Origin of the sequence: Methylobacillus rhizosphaerae (genome assembly GCF_900187985.1) — a bacterium.
Taxonomy (GTDB): Bacteria; Pseudomonadota; Gammaproteobacteria; order Burkholderiales; family Methylophilaceae; genus Methylobacillus; species Methylobacillus rhizosphaerae.
In genome coordinates this window covers 41,453-64,217 of sequence record NZ_FZOA01000004.1, presented here as the reverse complement: position 1 = coordinate 64,217, position 22,765 = coordinate 41,453, and the positions used below count along the sequence as shown (strand labels likewise).

General features: G+C 52.5%; 22 protein-coding genes and 1 riboswitch. Of the genes, 13 read left to right on the top strand and 9 right to left on the bottom strand.

Features of this window, described 5'->3' with window-relative positions; genetic code table 11:
* Window positions 1–49: 49 nt before the first annotated feature.
* Window positions 50–502 (top strand): Smg family protein, encoded by a 453-nt coding sequence (locus CHB59_RS05360; RefSeq protein WP_089375215.1) that lies wholly within the window; start codon window positions 50–52, stop codon window positions 500–502.
* Window positions 503–563: 61 nt separating this feature from the next.
* Here the strand turns inward: CHB59_RS05360 and metF are convergent, their stop codons facing one another.
* The 4 genes from metF to metK form a co-directional block, all read right to left on the bottom strand.
* Entirely contained in the window at window positions 564–1,406 is an 843-nt protein-coding gene (metF, locus tag CHB59_RS05355; protein WP_089375214.1) for a methylenetetrahydrofolate reductase [NAD(P)H], read from the bottom strand.
* Between the two features lie 23 nt (window positions 1,407–1,429).
* On the bottom strand, window positions 1,430–1,777 hold the full coding sequence (locus CHB59_RS05350; protein ID WP_089375213.1) for a phage holin family protein: 348 nt from the start codon (window positions 1,775–1,777) through the stop codon (window positions 1,430–1,432).
* Window positions 1,778–1,822: 45 nt separating this feature from the next.
* Entirely contained in the window at window positions 1,823–3,229 is a 1,407-nt protein-coding gene (gene ahcY, locus CHB59_RS05345) for an adenosylhomocysteinase (RefSeq protein WP_089375212.1), read from the bottom strand.
* A gap of 119 nt (window positions 3,230–3,348) precedes the next feature.
* Window positions 3,349–3,427, bottom strand: a riboswitch (S-adenosyl-L-homocysteine riboswitch).
* Window positions 3,428–3,517: 90 nt separating this feature from the next.
* Entirely contained in the window at window positions 3,518–4,681 is a 1,164-nt protein-coding gene (metK, locus tag CHB59_RS05340) for a methionine adenosyltransferase (protein ID WP_089375391.1), read from the bottom strand.
* A gap of 71 nt (window positions 4,682–4,752) precedes the next feature.
* Between metK and CHB59_RS05335 the strand changes: the two genes are divergently transcribed.
* The 4 genes from CHB59_RS05335 to xerC all read left to right on the top strand — a co-directional run bounded on the left by CHB59_RS05335 (window position 4,753) and on the right by xerC (window position 8,100).
* Window positions 4,753–5,601 carry a lysophospholipid acyltransferase family protein gene (locus tag CHB59_RS05335; protein WP_089375211.1) on the top strand — a complete coding sequence of 283 codons (849 nt, stop codon included), beginning with the start codon at window positions 4,753–4,755 and terminating at the stop codon, window positions 5,599–5,601.
* A 67-nt stretch (window positions 5,602–5,668) separates the two neighbouring features.
* Window positions 5,669–6,499, top strand: coding sequence for a diaminopimelate epimerase (dapF, locus tag CHB59_RS05330; RefSeq protein WP_089375390.1), 831 nt, complete (start codon window positions 5,669–5,671; stop codon window positions 6,497–6,499).
* A gap of 30 nt (window positions 6,500–6,529) precedes the next feature.
* Window positions 6,530–7,219, top strand: coding sequence for a DUF484 family protein (locus tag CHB59_RS05325; protein WP_089375210.1), 690 nt, complete (start codon window positions 6,530–6,532; stop codon window positions 7,217–7,219).
* 5 nt (window positions 7,220–7,224) lie between these two features.
* Complete coding sequence (gene xerC / locus CHB59_RS05320) at window positions 7,225–8,100, top strand: tyrosine recombinase XerC (RefSeq protein WP_089375209.1); 876 nt, start codon at window positions 7,225–7,227, stop codon at window positions 8,098–8,100.
* A gap of 9 nt (window positions 8,101–8,109) precedes the next feature.
* On the opposite strand, the gene moaC is transcribed toward xerC, so the two are convergent.
* Entirely contained in the window at window positions 8,110–8,586 is a 477-nt protein-coding gene (gene moaC, locus CHB59_RS05315; protein WP_089375208.1) for a cyclic pyranopterin monophosphate synthase MoaC, read from the bottom strand.
* A gap of 114 nt (window positions 8,587–8,700) precedes the next feature.
* On the opposite strand from moaC, the gene CHB59_RS05310 reads away from it, so the two are divergent.
* From CHB59_RS05310 to CHB59_RS05300, 3 genes are read left to right on the top strand one after another with little or no spacing between them, the layout of a single operon-like run.
* Window positions 8,701–10,089 (top strand): M48 family metallopeptidase, encoded by a 1,389-nt coding sequence (locus CHB59_RS05310; RefSeq protein ID WP_245835042.1) that lies wholly within the window; start codon window positions 8,701–8,703, stop codon window positions 10,087–10,089.
* Window positions 10,089–10,517: a thiosulfate oxidation carrier protein SoxY gene (locus tag CHB59_RS05305; RefSeq protein WP_089375206.1), complete on the top strand. Its 429-nt coding sequence runs from the start codon at window positions 10,089–10,091 to the stop codon at window positions 10,515–10,517. Before CHB59_RS05310 ends, CHB59_RS05305 begins: the two co-directional genes overlap by 1 nt.
* A gap of 6 nt (window positions 10,518–10,523) precedes the next feature.
* Window positions 10,524–10,847, top strand: a complete 324-nt coding sequence (locus tag CHB59_RS05300) for a thiosulfate oxidation carrier complex protein SoxZ (protein ID WP_143738693.1) — start codon at window positions 10,524–10,526, stop codon at window positions 10,845–10,847.
* 14 nt (window positions 10,848–10,861) lie between these two features.
* Here the strand turns inward: CHB59_RS05300 and CHB59_RS05295 are convergent, their stop codons facing one another.
* Window positions 10,862–11,491 (bottom strand): HdaA/DnaA family protein, encoded by a 630-nt coding sequence (locus tag CHB59_RS05295; protein ID WP_089375204.1) that lies wholly within the window; start codon window positions 11,489–11,491, stop codon window positions 10,862–10,864.
* Window positions 11,492–11,637: 146 nt separating this feature from the next.
* On the opposite strand from CHB59_RS05295, the gene purM reads away from it, so the two are divergent.
* From purM to azu, 5 genes are all read left to right on the top strand, one after another.
* The gene (gene purM, locus CHB59_RS05290) at window positions 11,638–12,678 is read left to right on the top strand and encodes a phosphoribosylformylglycinamidine cyclo-ligase (protein ID WP_089375203.1); all 1,041 of its coding nucleotides are present in this window, start codon (window positions 11,638–11,640) and stop codon (window positions 12,676–12,678) included.
* A gap of 105 nt (window positions 12,679–12,783) precedes the next feature.
* Window positions 12,784–13,485 (top strand): DUF3108 domain-containing protein, encoded by a 702-nt coding sequence (locus CHB59_RS05285; protein WP_089375202.1) that lies wholly within the window; start codon window positions 12,784–12,786, stop codon window positions 13,483–13,485.
* A gap of 55 nt (window positions 13,486–13,540) precedes the next feature.
* Window positions 13,541–14,791 carry an RsmB/NOP family class I SAM-dependent RNA methyltransferase gene (locus tag CHB59_RS05280; RefSeq protein WP_089375201.1) on the top strand — a complete coding sequence of 417 codons (1,251 nt, stop codon included), beginning with the start codon at window positions 13,541–13,543 and terminating at the stop codon, window positions 14,789–14,791.
* A gap of 9 nt (window positions 14,792–14,800) precedes the next feature.
* Window positions 14,801–16,060 (top strand): dicarboxylate/amino acid:cation symporter, encoded by a 1,260-nt coding sequence (locus CHB59_RS05275; RefSeq protein WP_089375200.1) that lies wholly within the window; start codon window positions 14,801–14,803, stop codon window positions 16,058–16,060.
* A 260-nt stretch (window positions 16,061–16,320) separates the two neighbouring features.
* Complete coding sequence (gene azu, locus CHB59_RS05270) at window positions 16,321–16,770, top strand: azurin (protein ID WP_089375199.1); 450 nt, start codon at window positions 16,321–16,323, stop codon at window positions 16,768–16,770.
* 117 nt (window positions 16,771–16,887) lie between these two features.
* On the opposite strand, the gene CHB59_RS05265 is transcribed toward azu, so the two are convergent.
* The 3 genes from CHB59_RS05265 to CHB59_RS05255 form a co-directional block, all read right to left on the bottom strand.
* Window positions 16,888–18,294: a putative porin gene (locus CHB59_RS05265; protein ID WP_089375198.1), complete on the bottom strand. Its 1,407-nt coding sequence runs from the start codon at window positions 18,292–18,294 to the stop codon at window positions 16,888–16,890.
* Between the two features lie 237 nt (window positions 18,295–18,531).
* Complete coding sequence (locus CHB59_RS05260; protein WP_089375197.1) at window positions 18,532–21,603, bottom strand: efflux RND transporter permease subunit; 3,072 nt, start codon at window positions 21,601–21,603, stop codon at window positions 18,532–18,534.
* Entirely contained in the window at window positions 21,600–22,691 is a 1,092-nt protein-coding gene (locus CHB59_RS05255; RefSeq protein WP_089375196.1) for an efflux RND transporter periplasmic adaptor subunit, read from the bottom strand. The genes CHB59_RS05260 and CHB59_RS05255 overlap by 4 nt, the downstream gene beginning before the upstream one ends.
* Between the last annotated feature and the right edge of the window lie 74 nt (window positions 22,692–22,765).

The window sequence follows — 22,765 nt, the reverse complement described above, 5'->3', positions numbered from 1 at the left end:
TGTCCAGGTATAGCGCGGGGTCACCCGGGTCATTCTGATTGGGGAATGTATGTTCGAAGTCTTGGTGTATATGTTTGAAAATTACTTTGAGTCAGATATCCATCCCGACCACGATACACTTTCTAAAGAGCTGTTTGCTGCTGGTTTTGATCAAGACGATATCAACGGAGCGGTGGATTGGTATAACGTGCTTGAAGCGATGGCTGATGCAGGTGTGTCTCACGCTGGTCATTGCGGCTTCCGCATATACAGCGAGGCTGAAATCAATAAGATCAATACCGACAGTCTGAGTTTTATGATGTTCCTGGAGCAGGCCAAGGTGCTGACTTCTGCACAGCGCGAGTTGGTGATTGATCGTGCCATGGCTTTGTCGCAAACCGAGATTGGCCTGGACGAGGTTCGCTGGATTACGCTGATGGTGTTATGGAACCAGGATCGGGCTAGCGATTACCTGTTTGTTGAAGATGCAATGTTCAACGATAACCGCTCTACCCTGCATTAAGCGCTGTTGTCATTGTGTAGATCATTCCGGCAGATTACTCTCTGATCTGCCGGAATGATGACTATCGCTGTTGGAGGTCAAGCTGTTCCAGGATAGAGGTGATCGTGCCGGCCTGGTTCAGTGTGTAAAAATGCAGGCCGGGCGCGCCACCTGCCAACAATTGCTCACATAGTGTCCGGACTACTTCCGCACCGAAGGCGCGCAAGGAAGCAAGATCATCACCGTAATCCTGTAATCTCAATCTCAGCCAGCGTGGAATCTCTGCGCCGCATACACTGGAAAAACGCGCAAGCTGGGTGAAATTGTAAATGGGCATGATGCCGGGAACGATGGGAATGTCGATACCGAGTTTGCGCGATTGGTCCATGAAACGGAAATATGCATCCGCATTATAGAAGTACTGCGTAATGGCAGCATCTGCCCCTGCTTCCACCTTGTGCTTAAAGTGCTGTATGTCAGCACCCGGGGACGATGATTCCGGATGGAATTCCGGATAGGCCGCTACCTCAATCTTGAACCAGTCGCCGGTTTCGGCGCGAATGAACTCCACCAGTTCATTGGCATAGCGGAAATCCCCGCTGCTGACTTCTCCGGAGGGAATATCACCGCGCAACGCTACCAGGCGCTTGATACCTTGCGCCTGGTATTGCGCCAGCAGATCGCGGATTTCCGCCTTGTCGGCAGAAATGCAGGAAAGGTGGGGTGCTCCTTCGAAACCGGCCTGCTGGATGTCGACAACAGTTTCGAAAGTGCGGTCACGGGTGGAGCCGCCTGCGCCAAAGGTGACAGAGAAAAACTGGGGAGCAAATGCGGCAAGTTGGGTACGGGCATTGCGCAGTTTTTCCATGCCATCCGCTGTCTTGGGCGGGAAGAACTCAAAGCTAATCACAGGAACAGCGTTCATTTAAAACCTATTACGAAAAAGTATTAATCTTTGGTGCCCAGAATCAGGGCAATCAACGCCCAGGAAATCAGGCTGTAGAGCACAGCGCCGATAATGCCCGCAAGCAGGGTCTGCACTTCGAAGCCATTCAGGATATGACCGACCAAGAAGAACAGCAAACCATTGATGACAAGCAGGAACAATCCCAGGGTGAGCACGGTGACCGGCAGGGTTAGGATCACCAGTACAGGACGGATCAGCATGTTAACTAAGCCGATGATGGCTGCCGCCACCAGGGCACTGGTCAGGCCCGCCACGTGAATGGAAGGCACCAGATAGGCCACTGCCAGCAGTGCCAGTGCATTCAACAACCAGACGATCAATAGTTTCATTTTGCCATTCTCCTTGAGTGCGCCCGGCAAATGCCGGGCATGGGTTTAGTAGCGGTAATGATCTGGCTTGAACGGGCCGTGTTTGTTGACGCCGATATAAGCGGCCTGTTCATCGGACAGCGTGGTCAATTGCGCATTGAGTTTCTTCAATTGCAGCAGGGCTACTTTTTCATCCAGGTGCTTGGGTAGGGTGTATACGCCGACTGGATACTTGCCAGTATTGGTGAACAGCTCGATTTGCGCAATGGTCTGGTTGGCAAAAGAGGAGCTCATGACATAGCTGGGGTGGCCGGTGGCACAACCCAGGTTGACCAGGCGGCCCTTGGCCAGCAGGATAATGCGCTTGCCATCAGGGAAGATCACGTGATCCACTTGCGGCTTGATTTCTTCCCATTGGTATTGCTCGATCGCAGCAACCTCGATTTCGTTGTCAAAGTGACCGATGTTGCAGACGATGGCCTGGTCTTTCATCTTTTTCATGTGTTCATGGGTGATCACATGATAGTTGCCGGTGGCGGTGACAAAAATATCCCCATGCTCGGCGGCATAATCCATGGTGACTACGCGGTAACCTTCCATCGCGGCCTGTAGTGCGCAGATTGGGTCTATCTCGGTCACCCACACCTGGGCAGAGAGCGCGCGCAAGGCTTGTGCTGAGCCCTTGCCTACGTCACCGTAACCTGCCACCACGGCAATTTTGCCTGCGACCATGACGTCGGTAGCACGCTTGATGCCATCCACCAGGGATTCGCGGCAACCATAGAGGTTGTCGAACTTGGATTTGGTGACGGAATCATTGACGTTGATGGCGGGGAATGCCAGCTTGCCTTCCTTGTGCATCTGGTACAGGCGGTGTACGCCGGTGGTGGTTTCCTCGGTCACGCCGATAATCTTGGACAGGCGGGTGGAGTACCATTTGGCATCCTGCGCGAGCTTGGCCTTGATAGCCTGGAACAGGCTGGTTTCCTCTTCGCTGGCGGGGTGATTGAGGATGGTGGCATCCGCTTCGGCGCGGGTGCCCAGGTGCAGCAGCAGGGTGGCATCGCCGCCATCATCCAGGATCATGTTGCTGTAGCCGCCATCAGTCCATTCAAAAATACGGTGGGTGTAGTCCCAGTATTCATCCAGAGACTCACCCTTGACGGCAAATACCGGAATCCCTTGTGCTGCAATGGCTGCGGCTGCGTGATCCTGGGTGGAGAAGATATTGCAGGAAGCCCAGCGAACTTCCGCTCCCAGGTCGCGTAGTGTTTCGATCAGCACGGCGGTCTGGATGGTCATATGCAGAGAGCCGGTAATGCGTGCACCACGCAGTGGCTTGGTTGCAGAGTATTCTTCACGGATTGCCATGAGCCCCGGCATTTCGGTCTCGGCAATCTTGATTTCCTTACGGCCCCATTCAGCCAGGTTTATGTCGGCAATGACATAGTCTTGGGTATTCGCCACAGTAATTCATCCTTTAAAACATTAAACGTCGCGGTGCAGTATACGCACGGAATATTAGGGTCAGTGATGAAAAGGGGAAAGTCTGTGAGTATGACGCTTCACCATTCCATGACCGGTACATGTCAATCTGGTGAACGTCGTTTACGCAGTGTGCTGCGTCAACCGAGCCTGGGGAAATCCGTCCTTGCAACGTTCCTCGGTAGAAGCGGCATTATAGTGTGTTTGGGAGGATTTGTAACTGAGGATGTGGAGCACGGAAAGCCGGAAGGCTCTCCGTGCTGGTCATGATGCAGGTCAGAGACCTGCTGCCGTGCGTAGCAAGGCAGCTTTGTCTGCAGCTTCCCAGGTGAACTCGGGCTCGTCGCGTCCAAAGTGGCCGTAAGCGGCAGTCTTGGAGTAAACCGGGCGCAGCAGGTCCAGCATCTGCACAATGCCTTTGGGGCGCAGGTCAAAATGTTCGCGCACCAGCTGTGTCAGAACTTCGTTGGAAACCTTGCCTGTGCCATAGGTTTCCACCATGACGCTGGTGGGCTGGGCGACCCCGATGGCATAGGAAACCTGTACCAGACAGCGGGAGGCTAGTCCTGCGGCAATGATATTCTTGGCAACATAGCGTCCGGCGTAGGCGGCAGAACGATCAACCTTGGAAGGATCCTTGCCGGAGAAGGCGCCACCGCCATGAGGGGCAGAACCGCCATAGGTATCGACAATGATTTTGCGCCCGGTCAGGCCGCAATCGCCTTGCGGGCCGCCGATGACGAAACGTCCGGTCGGGTTGACCAGGAACTTGATATCGCCTTTGACCAGCTCTGCAGGCAGTGTGGGCTTGATGATTTCCTCGATGACGGCTTCGCGCACCTGTTCCAGTGTGATGTCTGGCGCATGCTGAGTGGATAGCAGCACGGTGTCGATCTTGTGCGGTTTGCCGTCCACGTACTGGATGGTAACCTGGCTTTTCGCATCCGGGCGCAGCCATGGCAGGCGGCCATCCTTACGTAATTGTGACTGGCGTTCCACCAGACGATGAGAAAGCCAGATCGGCAACGGCATCAATTGTGGTGTTTCATCGCAGGCATAGCCGAACATCAGGCCCTGGTCGCCTGCTCCCTGGTCCAACGGGTCGTCATTGGCATTGTCCACGCCTTGGGCGATATCGGGAGATTGCTTGTCATAGGCCACCAGCACTGCACAACTTTTATGGTCAATGCCGTAATCGGCATTGTCATAGCCGATACGCTTGATGGTATCGCGGGCTACCTTGATGTAGTCGACATTGGCAGTGGTGGTGATTTCGCCTGCCAATACCACCAGGCCAGTATTGGTCAGGGTTTCCGCTGCCACGCGCGCAGTGGGGTCCTGCTCAAGGATGGCATCCAGAATGCTGTCCGAGATCTGGTCGGCGACCTTGTCGGGATGGCCTTCGGAGACAGATTCGGATGTAAATAGATATTCGCTCATGAGCTTCTGCCAAATCAATCGTGCAAAAGGTTGATAGAATAGCAAAATCATGATGTTTCAAAAAGAAGTTCATGCTTAAAGCATTATTGCGATTATTTGCGCTGTTGCCGCTGCGCTTGATTAATGGGGTTGGTGTGCTGGCGGGCTGGGGCTTTTATTTCCTCTCCCAGAAAATGTTGCGCCGGACTCGCAAGAGTCTGACGATAGCAGGCATCTGCCGGACTGCGGATGAATATAAGCGCCTGGTGCGACGCAGTATCATAGAAACCGGGAAGGGCCTGGTCGAGACATTCGCGATCTGGTTCCGGCCGCAACCGCGTATCCTCGACTGGGTAAAAGCGTGTCATGGCTGGGAGCATGTGGAAGCGGCAAGGGCGAAAGGCCAGGGGATTATTTTCCTCACGCCGCATCTTGGATGTTATGAAATCACCGCACTTTATTATGCGGCGCGCTACCCGATTACAGTGTTATACCGCCCGGCACGCCAGAAATGGCTTGCACCGTTGATTGATGAGGGACGTAACCGCAGCCAGGTCAGGCAGGTGCCTACCAATATGAGCGGGGTGCGTAGCCTGCTCAAGGCGTTGAAACAGGGTGAAGCCGTCGGCATATTGCCAGATCAGGTACCGGAGTTTGGTGAAGGGGTCTGGGCGGATTTTTTCGGCACACCGGCTTATACCATGACGTTGGTCGGTAAGCTGGCTCAAACTTCAGGGGCCAGGGTGTTGCTGGCTTTCGGGGAGAGACTTCCATATGGGCGCGGCTATGTGGTACATATCCGTCCTCTGGAACTGGAACCTACACCTGAGAATATCAACCAGGAAATTGCAGCGCTGGTGCGACAATGCCCGGAGCAATATCTGTGGAGCTATCGCAGGTTCAAGCGGCCCAAGCCCTATGGCAAGGGACGCGATGCATAAGCAGTTTTTTGACGCATTGGAATAAATGGCGTCTCCGCGTGATGCGCAACTGACAAAGATTAAAAAGATGAAACTTACTTTTACCAAAATGCAGGGCATAGGCAACGATTTCGTTGTGATTGATGGCTATAGTGCCCCCGTAAACCTTGATGCAGCCACTATCCAGCGCTTGGCAGACCGGCATTTTGGCATTGGCTTTGACCAGTTGCTATTAGTGGAACAACCTACAGTGCCGGGTGTGGATTTCCGCTATCGCATCTTCAATGCGGATGGTGGTGAGGTGGAGCAGTGCGGTAACGGTGCCCGTTGTTTCGTGCGCTTTGTGCATGACAAGGCCTTGACGGACCAATCCGAGATCAGGGTGGAGACTGCACGGGGTATTATCCAGCCCAGGCTGGAAGATGATGGGTTGGTGACGGTCAATATGGGTGAACCGCGTTTGCAACCTGATGAGATTCCTTTTGTGGCAGATGCAGCGGCAGTGACGTATGCATTGGTTGTAGGTGAACAGACCCTGGAAATATCAGCGGTTTCGATGGGGAATCCACATGCCGTGATGCTGGTCGAGGATGTGCAAACTGCGCCGGTGGCGAGTCTTGGTCCCCTGATTGAAAAACATGAGCGTTTTCCACAACGGGTGAATGCTGGTTTCATGCAGGTGGTAAGCCCACATCATATACAACTGCGCGTGTTCGAGCGTGGCAGTGGCGAAACGCTGGCCTGCGGGACAGGCGCTTGTGCGGCCGTGGTCAGCGGTATCCGGAGAGGGATATTGCAATCGCCTGTGCGGGTGACGACGCGTGGAGGAGAGCTGTCCATTAGCTGGCATGGCGAGCATCAACCCGTGTTGATGACAGGGCCTGCTGAAACAGTATTTGAAGGCAGTATTGATATTTAACCGCCGGAATGGCAATGGCAAGGAATGGGTATGGAAGAACAAGAACATCAGAACGAACCACAGACCACTGAATATGAAGTGACCACTTACCTGCGGGCGCATCCGCAGTTTTTCGAACAGCATGCGCATTTGCTGACCGAGTTGTATCTGCCCAGCCCGCATGGCCAGGGTACGATTTCCCTGGCAGAACGCCAGCAACTGGCACAGCGTGACCGTATCCGTGTACTGGACGCCAGGCTGGCGCAATGGATCAAGCTGGGTGAGGAAAATGATGCCATCAGCGACAAAGTGCACAGGCTGAGCCTGGGATTGCTGGCGACTGAAGAGCTGGTAGTTATGCTGGCATTGCTGGAGCATAGCCTGCGTGAGGATTTTCATGTGCCATATGTCAGTGTACGCCTGTGGTCAGCGCCGCGTACGGCTGAAAACAGCAAACTCTCAGTATTTGCTACTGTGGACCAGGAAATGCAGCGTTGGGCGAGCAGCCTGAGTGCCCCTTATTGTGGTCACCAGCCAGGCATGCCATTGCAAGGCTGGTTTGGCACTGATGCACGCCCTGTATCTTATGCTGCGATCCCATTGAAGGGGGAGAAGGTGCTTGGGTTGTTAGTGCTTGCCAGTGATGATGAAAAACGTTTCAGGCCGGAGATGGATACGGTATACCTGAAGCGGATTGGCGAGCTGGTCAGTGCCGCGCTGCTGAGACATATTGCGGTGTAACAGCCATGGATCAATTGCAGCAATATCTTGAATACCTGCAATTTGAGCGGGGTTTGCGCCCGCTGACCATACAGAATTACCGCCGTGACCTGGACGTGCTGTTTGAACTCAAGGGGCAGTTTGCGGTTGCAGAGCTGCAGCCTGTCCATATCCGCCGCTTTATTGCCATGCTGCATGGGCGCGGCTTGAGTGGTAAGACCATTGCCCGCCAGCTTTCAGGGTGGCGTGGTTTTTTTGATTTTCTTGTCAAGCGGCATGGTGCTACTGCTAATCCATGTCATGACATGCGTGCTCCCAAGTCTCCCAGATCCCTTCCGCAAGCATTGGCAGTCGATCAGGCTGTACAGTTGGTGGATATTGAATGTGAGGACATACTTTCGGCGCGGGACAGGGCAATGCTGGAGTTATTCTACTCTTCAGGTCTGCGTCTTTCCGAAGTGACTGGGCTTGACCTTGATAACCTGAACTTGGCTGAAGGGATAGTGACCGTGACAGGCAAGGGCAACAAAACCCGTATTGTTCCTATAGGAAGCCAGGCGATCAAGGCCATGCAGCATTGGTTGGAGATGCGTCAACCTGTAGCCTCTCAGGGTCAGCAGGCAGTCTTCCTGAACCGCTACGGTAATCGTATCAGTGGTCGCGCCATTCAGTATCGCATCAAGCAATGGGCGCTCAGGCAGGATATCAGTAGTGACGTGCATCCGCATATGTTACGACATAGTTTTGCCAGCCATGTATTGCAATCCAGCGGGGATTTGCGCGCTGTGCAGGAAATGCTGGGGCATGCCAATATCAGTACTACCCAGGTATATACGCACCTGGATTTTCAGCATTTGTCCAAAGTGTATGATGCGGCACATCCTCGTGCGCGTAAGAAGTAAGTGGTGACTTTACCCGGCTTGCCAGTGGCCTGACTTGCCACCCAGTTTTTCCAATAAACGTATCTCGCGTATGGTCATGCCTCGGTCAATGGCTTTACACATATCATAAATAGTCAGCAGGGCGACGCTGGCGGCAGTCAATGCTTCCATTTCAACGCCAGTGCGGCCAACAGTTTCAGCGGTCACCCGGCAATGTACGGTGTGTGCAGGTCGCTCTATATGAAATTCTACGCTCACCTTGGTCAGTGGGATGGGGTGGCAGAGTGGAATGAGCTCAGAAGTGCGCTTGGCGCCTTGTATGGCAGCTATTCGTGCAATTCCCAGCACATCCCCTTTTTTGGCGTCACCTGACTCTATGGTGGCGAGTGTTTCGGCCTGCATGTGGATACTGCCGCAGGCAACAGCCACGCGCCTGGTTTCTGCTTTTTCCCCAACATCGACCATATGGGCCTGTCCGCTGGCATCAAAATGGGTGAGATTATTCATGTGAGTGTCCGTGATATTGCCGGTAATGTTCCGCGGCTAGTGAACTTGGTGTTATAGGTTGCTATCATAGCAACGATGAAAGCGCTTTATCCAATCATATTCTTGTTATGTTCCGTGCCGTTTGCACTCGCAGATGGCTTGCCTGAACTGGGTGATTACTCTGCAACAGTCATGTCTCCGCTGGATGAACAACGGATTGCAGATGAAATCATGCGGGATGTCTATGCCAGCAACCAGGTGCTGGAAGACCCGGAAATCAATGACTATATTGACGGCCTTGGACATAAACTGGCCGAGAACAGCTCGGATAAATACCAGCAGTTCAATTTTTTTGTCGTCAAGGATAACAGCATCAACGCATTTGCCATGCCCGGAGGCGTGATTGGCGTGCATACCGGGTTATTGCTGGCGGCAAAAAATGAATCAGAAGTGGCCGGGGTGCTGGGACATGAAATCGGACACGTGGTGCAGCGCCATCTTGCGCGTATGCTGGCAAAACAGAAAAATGACTCTGTCATCAGCATGGCCACCATGGCATTGGCTTTGCTTGCAGCGCGCAGCAATCCACAATTGACCTCAGGCGCGCTGGTAACTTCAGGTGCCAGCGCCATTCAGAAGCAGATTGATTATACGCGTGAGCATGAGCGCGAGGCGGATCGCGTAGGTTTGCAGATTATGGCGGATGCAGGATTTGATGCGCATGCCATGCCGGCCTTTTTTGAAACCCTGCAAAAGGGCACGCGGTTCTCTGAAGGCAGTGCGCCGGCTTTCCTGCGTACCCATCCGCTGACGGTTGAGCGGATTGCAGATGTGCGGAACCGGGTCGAGCAGGGCAGCAGTTTCCGTATGGTGCAGGAAAACCCGGAATTCCAGTTTGTGAAGGCAAAACTGCTTTCCAATATAGGCACGGCAGATAGTGCGATCAACTTGTTCCGCATCAATCTGGAAGAAAACAACCGCACCAATGAAGCTGCCCAGCATTATGGTATTGCGTTGGCGATGCTGCGCAAGAATGACCTGCCCGGCGCGGCAGAAGAGGTGGCCTGGTTACGCAAGAATGCGGTAGCCAATGCCATGATAGAAACCCTGGCCACCAGGGTGGCTGTTACCGGAAAAAGCCCTGCGGTAGCGGAACAGCAATATCTGGACGCATTGCGGCATTATCCTGAGTACCGGGCATTGATTTATGCATATGCTGACCATCTCCTAGCCTCGAGGCAGGGGGGCAAATTATTGCAACTGATTGCAGACAAGCAATCGCGGTTTCCCGATGATCCTTATTTTTATGAGTTGAAAGCGCGTCTTTACAGCATGCAGGGTAACACTTTGCTTATGCACCAGGCACAGGGAGAAGCATATGCACGGCGCTACAATTTACGTGGCGCTGTGGAGCAGATGGATCTTGCCACCAAGGTAAAAGGTGGTGATTTCTATGAGCGATCCATCGTTGAGGCACGGTTGAAGCAGTTGCGCCAGCAACTGGATGACAAGAAGCGCGATTGATGGCCACGGCTGGAATCAAGCGGCGCAGGATCTTGCAATGGTGTGCTGTTTCTTTGCTGATGCCATGGCAAGGCATAGCGGCTGTCTGGCGCGAGTCGGGAAAGTCGGTGGGCAGCGATGGGGAAGATAAGGCCGCCGCGCGAGTGGATACTGTCCAGGATGGCATGATTGACATTGTGCTGCCCGCGTTTGCCGAGGAGGGGAGTGCTGTCACCATGTCGGTCATGAGCCATATCGCAGGGACGGAAGCGATTGCAATTTTCGCTGAAAAGAACTTTGTACCACTGATAGCGAATTTTTCTTTCGCGCAGGGAGCGTGTCCCTGTATCAGGACGGATATCATGCTGGCTGCAAGCCAGGATGTTGAAGTGGTTGTCCAGGCTGCAGGAAAGTATTATCAGGCGCGCTGTTATGTCACGGTGACGTGAAGTTAGGTGAACGTAAGCAGAATGGGCACTATCAGTATGCAGGTCGATCTGGATAATGGGATTGCGGCAGTTGAGCTGAGGATGTTACATCCCATGCTGGCTGGGCATGTCCAGCAGGATTCTGGTACAGGAGCGACGGTTCATTTCATACAGCTGGTGCAGGCACGCCACAATGGCAGGCAGGTCATGGAAGCGCAATGGAGTACCAGCGTTGCGCGTGATCCCCGCCTTGTGTTTTATGTGGCAGGCGTGGTCCCGGGAGATACCATCAGTGTGGAATGGCATGACAATAAAGGCCAGAGCGGTCACCATGCAATTACCGTGACATGAGCGGTAGCTGAAAATTATCCTGGATGTACAGCAGACTCCTGCAATAACTGCTTCAGCAGGGGCAGGGTCACGGCGCGCTTGCCAGTCAGCGACCACTCATCAAGTGCATCGATGGTGGCAATCAGGTTGGGCATGTCACGGCGCAAGTGGCGCAGGCAATACTCCAGCACTTCGTCCGGCAGCTTCATTCCCCGGGCGTTGGCATGATTCTGCAATGCCTGGATCTTTTCCTCGTCACTCAGCGGATGCAACTGATAACTCAGGCCCCAGGCCAATCGTGTGGCTAGGTCATCACGTAAACCCATCTGTCCTGGAGCAGCAATGCCGCTTGCCAGTAAATATCCATTGGATTCGCGTAACTGGTTATAGAGGTCAAACAGGGCAATCTGCTCATCCCCTGACAGCAGATGAACGTCATCCACGCAGATCATATTGAGACCTGACATGCTGGCAAGTGCGTTACAGGCTTGCACAAGATGGGTTTTCCCACAGCCACTTTCCCCCCAGAGATAAATGAAGCGTGCATCATCGTGTTCAAGCAGGGTGCGTTTTAACTGGAACAGCGCCTCGGCGTTACGGCCCGTGACAAAATTATCCAGGCTGGGAGCCGCAGGAGGCTGGATATCAAGGAGTAATTGTTTCAAAGTGGTTCACTTGCAAGCAGGTTTTGGCAGGCAATGAAATACAAGGCATTGTCCTGCCGCGGTCTTTAGTATCGTTTGCTGACTATTATCAGGTAAAATTACATTCTAATTGTCTAAATTTATCCTGTGGAAAGCGAGAACTCAACTTGAATTCTGAAAAAACCTCGATTAGCTATCGCGATGCCGGTGTGGATATTGAGGCCGGGGATGCCCTGGTTGAGAGAATCAAGCCATTCGCAAAGCGCACCATGCGTCCGGAAGTTCTGGGTGGAATAGGTGGTTTCGGCTCCCTGTTTGAAGTACCTAAAAAATTCAAGAATCCGGTATTGGTCTCTGGCACGGATGGTGTGGGAACCAAGCTGAAACTGGCATTCCAGTTGAACAAGCATGACACGGTGGGGATCGACCTGGTCGCCATGAGTGTCAACGATATTCTGGTGCAAGGTGCCGAGCCATTGTTTTTCCTGGATTATTTTGCTTGTGGCAAGCTGGATGTCGATGTGGCCGCGCAAGTAGTGCAAGGTATTGCCGCTGGTTGCGAACAGTCCGGCTGCGCGCTGGTGGGCGGCGAAACTGCGGAAATGCCCGGTATGTATCCGGATGGCGAATATGATCTGGCCGGGTTTGTGGTAGGCGCTGCTGACAAGGACGCTCTGATTGATGGCTCCAGTATCGCAGAAGGCGATGTGGTGCTGGGCATGGCCTCCAATGGCGCGCATTCCAATGGCTATTCATTGGTGCGGAAACTGATCGATATGTCTGGAGTGGATATGGACAGCGATTTCTATGGCCGCTCTTTCCGTGATGTAGTCATGGCGCCAACCCGTATTTACGTGAAGCCCATCCTCAAGTTGCTGGAAAGCGTCAAGGTCAAGGGCATGGCGCATATCACAGGTGGCGGGATTACAGAAAATGTGCCGCGTGTACTGCCGGCCGGCCTGACTGCCGAAGTGCGCCAGGGAAGCTGGGATATGCCGCCATTATTCTCCTGGTTGCAGGAGCAGGGCAATGTTACGGATCAGGAAATGTACCGTACTTTCAACTGTGGCGTCGGCATGGTGGTCATTGTGGCTGAGCAGGATGCTGCCGCTGCCCAGGCGTTGCTGGCGGCCGAAGGCGAGAAAGTTTGGCAGATCGGGCGTATCCGTACCCAGGCGGCAGGTGAGGCACCTACTGTTGTCGTATAAAGAACTAAACGGACATTCAGTTGCCAACAGAATGTCCATCAGCACTTCTTGAAGTGTTTGTTCAGGGCGGTGCAGTGCATCGCCCTTCATGTTCCGGGAGGCTAAATGTCCATATACCGTATCCGAATACTCAGCCTGATATTGCTTTGTGTCAGCAGTCTGGCAATGGCTGCGCCCAAGCAGGTCCAGCTTACCTATGAAGCCAGCCGTAACGGCCAGCTGTTTGCGACCGTAAATGAAACCTACCAGCAGGAAGGCAATCGTTACCGCATCGAGAGTGTCACCAAGGGCGTTGGTGTCTATGCCTTGTTTGGTGAGCGCAAACTTACGAGCGAGGGCGAAGTGACTGCACAGGGCCTGAAACCCTCGCACTTTGAGTTGCACCAGGGAGATAATGAGAAACGTGCGCTGTATACCGATTTTGACTGGGATAGCGGACAGCTCAAGATGAAAATCAAGGGCAAGCTCAACAGTGTGCCACTGGAGTCAGGGGCACAGGATCTCAGTAGCTTTATCTATCAATTCATGTTTGCACCACCGAGCGGCAGCGAGTTCAGGTTGCCTGTGACGACCGGCAAGAAGTTGCGCACCTATCACTACAATGTTGATACATCAGGTGAAACACTGGAAACAGTGGCAGGCAAGTTCAAAGTGGTGCATCTGCATGAAGCGGCTGCAGAGGCTGATGACGATGGCAAGGAGCTATGGTTGGGCGTGGAGCAGCATTATCTGCCAGTGAAGCTGATGATGAAGGATGACAAGGGCAGCAAAATAGAACAAGTGCTGACTGGCATCAAGGTGGAATAAACGGTGCCTGCATGATGGCGCAGATTCCTGCCTGAATATTGAATGAAATGAGTATATGAATCAGAGTGTATTGAGACTTGCCGGGATGGTATTGGCGGATGTATTGAGTAACACTGGCCCGGCAGATGCCAAGCTGGGCAGTTTCTTCCGCCAGCACCGGGAGCTGGGGAACAAGGAGCGTGGCTGGATCGCGGAATCCGTGTATGGCGTGCTGCGACGCAAATCTTTTCTTACTTATGTGGCGGCGAGTGAAGACCCACGCCGCCTGCTGGTGGCATGGCTGGTCAGGATACAGGGAAGCAGTCTGCGTGAACTGGACGAGTTGCTGAATAAGCAACAGAAAGAGTGGGCGCAGGCCATCAAGGCAAAACCGACGGAAGACTTGAGCCTGGCTGTGCAGGCTGACCTGCCGGAATGGTTGTGGCAGCGCCTCTCAGCGCAATATGGTGAAGAAGATGCGCTGGCAATTGCGCGTAGCATGCACAAAGCGGCCAGCCTTGATTTGCGTGTGAACCTGATCAAGAGCAATCGCGACGAAGTGCTGGCACGCTTTGCCAGCGAAAAGGCCGCTGCTGAAGCGACACCTTATGCGCCAACAGGAATCAGGTTGCCGCAGCGTATGTCTATCAATCGTCATCCATTTTTTACCGACGGCAAGATTGAGGTGCAGGATGAAGGCAGTCAGTTGCTTGCCTTGCTGGTAGCGCCTCGTCGGGGTGAGATGATTGCAGATTTCTGTGCCGGTGCAGGTGGCAAGTCATTGGCACTGGGTGCGTTGATGCGTAATACTGGCAGGCTCTACGCTTTCGATGTGTCGGAAAAGCGATTGCATAACCTGGGGCAACGCCTCAAACGCTCAGGCTTATCCAATCTGCATAGCCAGGTGATCAGCAGTGAAAATGACTCCAAGCTCAAACGTCTGAACGGCAAGTTTGACCGTGTGCTGGTGGATGCACCATGTAGCGGGCTTGGAACATTGCGCCGCAACCCCGATCTCAAATGGAAGCAGACCGCTGAAGATGTTGCCGAGCTGACTGCCAAGCAGGGTGCCATCCTGGCGCGTGCGGCCAGATTGGTCAAGGCGGGAGGCAAACTGGTATATGCTACATGCAGTCTGCTGGCTGAAGAGAATGAGCAACTGGTTGAGGCTTTCCTGGCCGCCCATCCCCAGTTCAAGTTGTTGAATGCCGGCGAGATTTTGGCACAGCAACAAGTGAAGCTCGATACCGGACATTATCTAAAATTGTTGCCAAACAAGCATGAAACCGATGGTTTTTTTGCTGCTGTGTTTGAGCTGACTACCTAAGGAGAGCGCATGAAGTTTCCCAGCCTGAATACACAGATATTGCTTGGTGCAGTTCTGGGTATATTGCTGGGAGTGATATTGGGGCGCCTGGCACCGGACTCAACCGTGCAGGCGGCTGGCTTGTATGCCAGCACCGTGATGGGCGGTGTATTCGTTGCCCTGCTCAAAATGGTGCTGGTGCCGTTGCTGTTTACATCTATTGTGGTTGGCGTCGCCAACTTGCAGGCCCACAAGCAAATGCACCGTGTGTGGGTATCCACCTTGGTGTTTTTTAGTATTTCCATGGCCATTGCGGTGCTGCTGGCACTTGTGGCAACCAATATCTTCAAGCCGGGAGCCGGATTGCATCTCGGCATGTTTGCTGATGCCATGCAGGACTTCCACAGCGAGAAACTTACGCTGAGCGAGTTTTTCAGTACCTTCCTGTTGAGCCTTTTCCAGAATCCTTTTACGGCACTGGCGCAAAACAATGTATTGGCAGTGGTGATTTTCTCCCTGATTGTGGGCATTGCCATTGTGGTCGGCGGCCAGCGTTATCGCCATTTGCTTGATTTGATGCAGGAAGCATTCGACCTGGTCATGATGATTGTCGGGTGGGTCATGCGCCTTGCCCCGTTGGGTATCATGGCACTACTGACCAAGCTGGTTGCAACGCAGGATGCCCACCTTTTTTCCAGCATGGGAAAATTCATGTTGCTGGTGGTCGGGATTACGTTGGTGCATGGTGTCATTATCCTACCCGGGATTCTGTATGCAGTGACCCGGGTGACGCCCTGGCGATTCTGGAAAGGAGCACGTGATGCGCTGGTAACAGCATTTGCGACCAGCTCCAGCTCTGCCACAATGCCTGTCACCATGCGCTGTACCGAACAGCAACTGGGTGTGAAACGGGATATTGCCGGGTTTGTTGTCCCGCTTGGCGCCACGATCAATATGGATGGTACGGCCTTGTACGAGGCTTCTGCCGCCTTGTTTATTGCCAACCTGGTTGGTGTGGAACTTAATCTGGTTCAGCAGCTCATAGTGTTTTTCATGGCAATGCTGGCGTCGTTGGGTGCACCGGGTATTCCCAGTGCAGGGATGGTGACCATGGTGATGGTATTACAGTCAGTTGGCCTGCCGGCAGAGGCGATAGCCATTCTGCTGCCTATAGACCGCTTGCTGGATACCATACGCACTACTGTGAATGTGGAAGGTGACATGGTAGGTAGTTTGATTGTGCAGGAAATTGTCTCTACTTCCAGCCACAAGCCTGTTGCTAGTGGATGATTTTGTATAGAATTGCCTGTCCTGTCATCCCATACTGAACTGATGCGTTATTAGAAGCGTATTACTGATACTGGAAAAAATGGCGGGTTTAATTGATAATGTTTATCAATTACTATAACGGGGAAACAGACAATGTGCCCTGATGCAGCAACAGCACATGGACGCATAAGAAACCAAAAGCTGTAGTTTGTTTGGTAGTAATCAACGAAAAGTTCTATAACACAGGCAATATTGCCTAATTTTAGATGAGGGAAGTAATTATGAAATCCAGCAAAATCGTCGCTCTGTTGTTCGCTTCATTGTTCTCTGGTTCCGTTCTGGCAGCTGGCTGCTCTGTAGATGTCGAAGCTAACGACGCTATGCAGTACAGCACCAAGAACATTGATATTGAAAAGAGCTGTAAAGAATTTACAGTTAACCTGAAGCACACAGGTTCACTGCCCAAGAACGTTATGGGTCACAACCTGGTGATCACCAAGACTCCTGACTTCAAGGCTGTGATGAATGATGGTGTTGCTGCTGGTGAAGCAGGTAATTTCGTCAAGGCTGATGATGCTCGTGTGATTGCCCATACCAAGTTGATTGGCGGCGGTGAAAAGGATAGTGTCAAGGTTGACGTAAGCAAACTGGCTGCCGGCGAAAAGTACACATTCTTCTGTTCTTTCCCTGGCCACGCTACCATGATGCGCGGTACCGTTACTGTTAAATAATTAACAGTCTCGTGTGTAAAAAAGGCAGCTTTAGCTGCCTTTTTTGTTGTCTGCCGTGATGGCGAAAAAGAAAAAGCAGCCAGTGGCTGCTTTGATCTGTGGTACTGATACCTGGAATCAGAACTTGTAGGTAATATCCATCTGGTACAGGTTATAGCTGTCGATATTCAGGGCAATATCACTTGCTGAGGCAGCAGCAGCAAGTTTGTCGTTCTTGCGGGTGGCGTGACCGGCGGCAAAGTTCAAGACTACATTGTCGCGCAGCAGATATTCTCCCTTGAACACGATACCCTTCATGTTGACGCGCGAATCCATGAAGTCGGAGTCGACAGTATTTGGGTCAAGTGCGTAGATGCCGACATCCTGGTACCAGAGCTTGGCTGACCAATCACCTTTCTTTGGTTGTTTATCCTGTTTCATGGCCAGTCCCAGCCCCAGCAGCCAGGCTTTGTCATCATTGCCAGCATCGCGAATGGCCGCACCAGTAATGGCAGAGGTGGCAGTTGCTGCATTCACTGCTGCCTTGAAGCGGTCATCACCGTCCAGGTTATATACATAATCACCGAACGCAGTCAGTTTCATGCCATCAGCCAGCTTGAACACGATTTCTGCCGGAATCTCAATGGTGCGGATATCGTTAGTTGCTGTCAGCGTGGTGCCCAGGCTGGCTCCCTTGCCAACATTTGTCCCCAATCCAGGGATGAATACTGATGCTCCTGCGGCGTGGTCATTGGTGAATTTGGTAAATGTCACAGCTGCTTTGGCAGAAACTGTATCAGTGATATCAAATTTTGCACCGCCCTGAAATGCCAGAATACCGTTGCTATCTCTGTCATTGGTGCTGATATTAAAGTCCTGGCGGTCACCCAGATACTGGGATTGTGCGAAGTTACCGAACAGATTTACATTGCCCCACTTGTATTCGATCTTTTCAACCAGGCCTTCAAAGGTCAAGTCACCATCCCATACCATGGAAGTGGTATACAGAGGGTTGGCGACACGACCAGCTTCTACTTTCAGCCAGTCTGTCACTTTCCATCCCAGCATTGCGCGCTTGACGTAGACGTTTTCTTTGCTGTTCGCACCGTTGGTGCCGTTGCCGAATGTAGCGTTGTCAGAACGGCCATTGGCACCCATCGACAAGGCGATATCAGAGTAGAAGTCACCTGCAGTGGTTTTTAAACCAAGTACCAATTTGTAGCGTCCGCGTTCGCGGTCTTCAGAGTTGTTCGCAGAATCTTCGCCGTTGCGGAATTCATAACGGGCGCGGATATCGCCATAAAAAGTGGCATTGTCGATGACATCAGAGATCGTGATTTTACCGCCAGATTTCGTGGCTTTTTCCAACGCCTGGTCCTGGCTGGCCTTTTCCCCTTCTCGGCCTTTGGTCAGAAGACGGCCTTCTTCTTCAGTCAGAACACCTTTGGTAACCAGGGTGTTGACAATGTCAATCGTGGAGTCTGCCATGGCAGACATGCTGGTCGCCATTAATGCCGCGATAGGTAATATACGAAACGGTTTCATGCTTTCCTCTTTATTAACTTTGGGTGTTGAGATTGCGGTGTAATGAGGCGGCATTATTGGTTTCGAATATGACAATTCCATGTACGAATTAAGACAAAAGGTGAAAAATGTCTTTTTTTACAGTGATTTACAAAAACTCCAATCTTGTAATAAATTAAAAACAGGTGACGGAATGATGCACATGGGCAATAAAAAAGCGCCAGTCATAACTGGCGCTTTTCCACTGCAAAAAGATGCTTATGACTGCTGCTGCCGCACCGCATGCATCAACAATGAATAGGCCGCTGGTACGACGACTAATGTCAATAGCGTGGAAGAGATCATACCGCCGATGACGGCAATCGATAGTGGCCCATTGGTTTCTGCGCCCGCTCCCAAGCCAAATGCGGCAGGCAGAAGCGCCAGGATAATGGTGAGGGATGTCATCAATACAGGGCGCAGGCGCACCGGGCATGCTTCAAGCAGGGCGTGATGGATGTCTTTGCCTTCATCACGTAGTTGGTTGGTGAGGTCAATCAGCAGAATGGAGTTTTTTGCCACCAACCCGATCAGCAATACCAGCCCAATCATGGAAAAGATGTTGAGGGAGTTGCCGGTGACCCAGAGTGCAAAAACGCCGCCTATGATGGCCAATGGTTGTGCCAACATGATGATGAAGGGCTGCAGGAAAGAATTGAACTGGCTGGCAAGCACCATATAAAGCAATATCATCGCCAGGCTGAACGCGAATATCATGTTGGATACGGTTTTCTCTAGCTCTTCTGCCTGGCCGGTCAGGTTGAACTGGTAGCCTGGTGGCAGCATTTCTGAGGAAAGCTGGTTTACCTGCTGTACAGCATCGCCAAGTGATATGGTAGGGTTGGCATACAGGCTTGCTGCATATTGCAGATCAAAGCGGCCTATGACCGCGGCTCCCAGTGTCTGTTTGAAGCTGGCAACACTATCAAGGCGCACTAGTTCGCCAGTGCCACTGCGCAGGTAGATTTTTTTCAGGTCTTCCGGATGCTGTAGGCTACCCTCCTTGGCCTTGAGGCGGATTTCATAGCGCTGCCCATCGCCAGGCTCATCATTGAAATCGGCAATATCGATGCCGCCAGTATACAAGTTCAATGCGGAGGCGATTTCCAGCGCGGACAGTCCCAGGCTGGCTGCGCGTACTCGATCAATCTGCATGGTGAGCTGGGGCAAGTCCAGATCCAGATCCAGGTCCACTTTACCGATACCGGGTATCTCTGCCAATTTCTGCTGCATGTTCTTGCCCAGCTGGCTGACTTGCTCCAGGTTCGGACCGGTGATGTTGAACTGCAGTTTTTCCGAGCGTTGGCCGCCCACAATGGCTACCGGCACAGGAAACGCGCGTACGCCTGGGATCTGGTCAAGCTCGCTGCGTATGACACGGATCAATGCTTGCTGGCTCATGCTGCGATTGCGTCTGTCATGAAGGCGTATGCTGACTGTGCCTTTGTTGACCTGACCTTGTGCGCCAACCCCGATGACACCGAAATAGCTGGCGATCTGGTCATCATGACGCTGCAGGATGCTTTCAATGCGTTCCATCCGGCTATTGGTATATTCAATGTTTGATCCCAGTGGGGTCCGGAATGAAATCATGAAACGTCCTTCATCCGAATCGGGAATGAACTCTTTCTGCACTTTGCCGAAGAAGAAAATACTGGTAACCACTACCAGCACGGTAAGCAGCATGACCTTCCAGCGGTGGTTCAGTGTCCATGCCAGTATGCGGGCATAGAGATGGTCCATGGCATGAAAGATGCGGTCGAGCCAGTGATAGAAGTGTCCGGCAGGCTCATGTGCTTTCAGGTAGCGCGAGCACAGCATGGGAGTCAGTGTGAGGGACACCAATAGTGATACCAGAACCCCGAATGTCACGACAACTGCAAATGACTTGAAGAATTTGCCGATGATGCCATCCATGAAGATGACCGGTGCGAAAATACATACCAGCGAGAATGTTGCGGCGATTACGGCAAATGCCACTTCACGGCTGCCATTGATGGCTGCATTGCGCGCGATAGTCTGGGATGGAATATCCGTACGCTTTTGCATGCTGAGGTGGCGGTAGATATTTTCCAGCACGACAATGGCATCATCCACCACTACGCCAATCAGCAGCAGTAACGCCAGCAATGTCATGGTATTGAAGGTGAAACCGGAGAAATACATGACGGCGACAGAACCCAATAATGATACCGGGATGGCGGTGGCAATGATCAGGGTGGAACGGATTGAGCGCAGGAATAGCCAGACGATCAAGGCCGCCAGCAAAGTGCCTTCAAACAGGTGTTCCTGTAAGGCGCCGACAATTTCCTCAATGAAAAGCGCGTCATTGGTGGAAATGTCCAGGGTCATGCCAGGAGGGAGATTGGGACGGATTTCCGTGTCCAGTTTATGCAGCACTTCATCGATGATGGCAACGGTATTGGCATTGGATACCTTGACAATACCCAGGCCGACAGACGGTTTTCCCATATAACGTGCCAGTTGGCGATAATCCGCAATGTCATCTTCCAGTTCAGCAACATCCTTGAGCTTGATCGGCGCATCATCCCGGTAAGCCACGACCATTTCACGCATATCGCGTAGGTGATGGAATTCCAGGTCCAGCTTCATGAGGTATTCGGAATTGTGACCCACCAGAAAACCACCAGGTAACTGGATATGCTCGCGTTTGAATGCATCAATCAGGTCAGTGGCAGTCAGGTTGTAAGAGGCCATGCGATCTGGCAGTACATTGACGCGGATGGTACGGTCCTGTCGTCCACCCAGCCGAACTTCGCCAATGCCATTGATGGTCTCGAGCTTTTTCTTGAGCACATTGAACCCGTAAAGGTTGAGTTGCTGTGCTGTGCGGTCACCGCGTAACGCCAGCCACATGATAGGCTGGGCATTGGTTTCGACTTTGCGTACCTGCGGTGGCTCTGCGTCATCTGGCAAACGGCGCAGTACCTGGTTGACCTTGGATTGCACCTCGTTATAGGCGATATCGATATTCTTTTCCAGGTCGAACGTGAGTGTAATGACGGACACACCTGGAGACGAGGATGACTGGATATGTTCTATCCCCGGGGTCGTATTGACCGAGGTTTCAATAATGCTGGTAATGCTGGCATCCACAATATCAGGGTTGGCGCCGTCCAGCGTGGTGGTAATTGAAATGACAGGGAATTCAATATAGGGCAGACGGTCAACGCCAATGCGCTGGTAGCTGATAATGCCAAGCAGCACCAGCAAACCCGAGACCATCCATGCCAGCACATGGCGCTTGATCGATAGTTCCGGTAAGGTCATGGCTGTGCCTGTGATGAGTGATCCAGTATCTGGACACGGGCCTGGTCTGTGAGGAAGGCGGCGCCATCTACCGCAATGGTTTCGCCGGGCTGCAACCCTTCCAGTATCTGGATGGCACCATCTTGATATATGCCAGTCTTGACGATGCGCTGCTGCGCCGTGTTATCGGTAATGACATACACTACCTGTCCGGCGGGGCGCAATACCACGCTTTGCTCTGGAACCACCATGGCCGCGTCATAAGTGCCCAGGATGATATTCCCGGTCACACTGGCACCTGATTGCCAGCCAGGCTGGTCTGTAATATCCACCAGGACATCAATCGCGCGATTGGTACTGCCGATCACGGGTTTGAATTCCCGCAAAACACCTTCTGCTTCCTGATCGGAAGTCGGTGTGGTAAGCCTGACTTTTAGTCCAGGCCGGAGTTTGTTGCCTAGGTGTTCTGGAAATGGCAGGTGGGCGCGCAAGCGCTGGTTGCTGATAATCTGCAATAGTGGATCGCCTACCTTGACGTAGTCGCCCGGGGAAACAATCTGCTTCTCAATCTTGCCATCAATAGGTGCCAGCAGGCGCGTCTTGTTCTGGTTATGCTGGATGCTCGCAAGGCGGGAACGTGCTCCCTCCAGTTGGCGTTTCAATGCTATTTTCTGGGTTTCCAGGTCATCCAGTGCATTCTGGGAAATAAAATTCTTCTCGACCAGTTTCCGGTTGCGTTCCACATTGCGTTGCTGGTTGAGTAGCAGCGCTTCCAGCCGGGACACTTCGCTTTCTGCCTCTTGTTGCTGCAATGTATAGTCCTTGGGGTCAAGCAAGGCAATGACTTCGCCTTTTTTCACTATCTGCCCAGGTCTGGCCAATATGCGGAGCACGCGGGCTGGCACTTCAGCAGCAACGGTCGGGTCCATGATGCCTTCGAGGGTACCTATAGATTGCTCACGGATTTCCAGGTTTGCCGTACTCACAGTAGCGACGCTGACAAGCGGTGCAGGCGCGCTTTTCGCTGGCTCTTCTTTTTTACTGCATGCACTGGAAAATGCCACCAGCAAAGCAAAGCATATGCTGGCCCCTAAACGATAAACTGACATTTATTATGGTTTTCCTGATTCATGATTAAGTACAGCTTGGCATCCTCTGTCACGACCATTGAGGTTGTGATTGG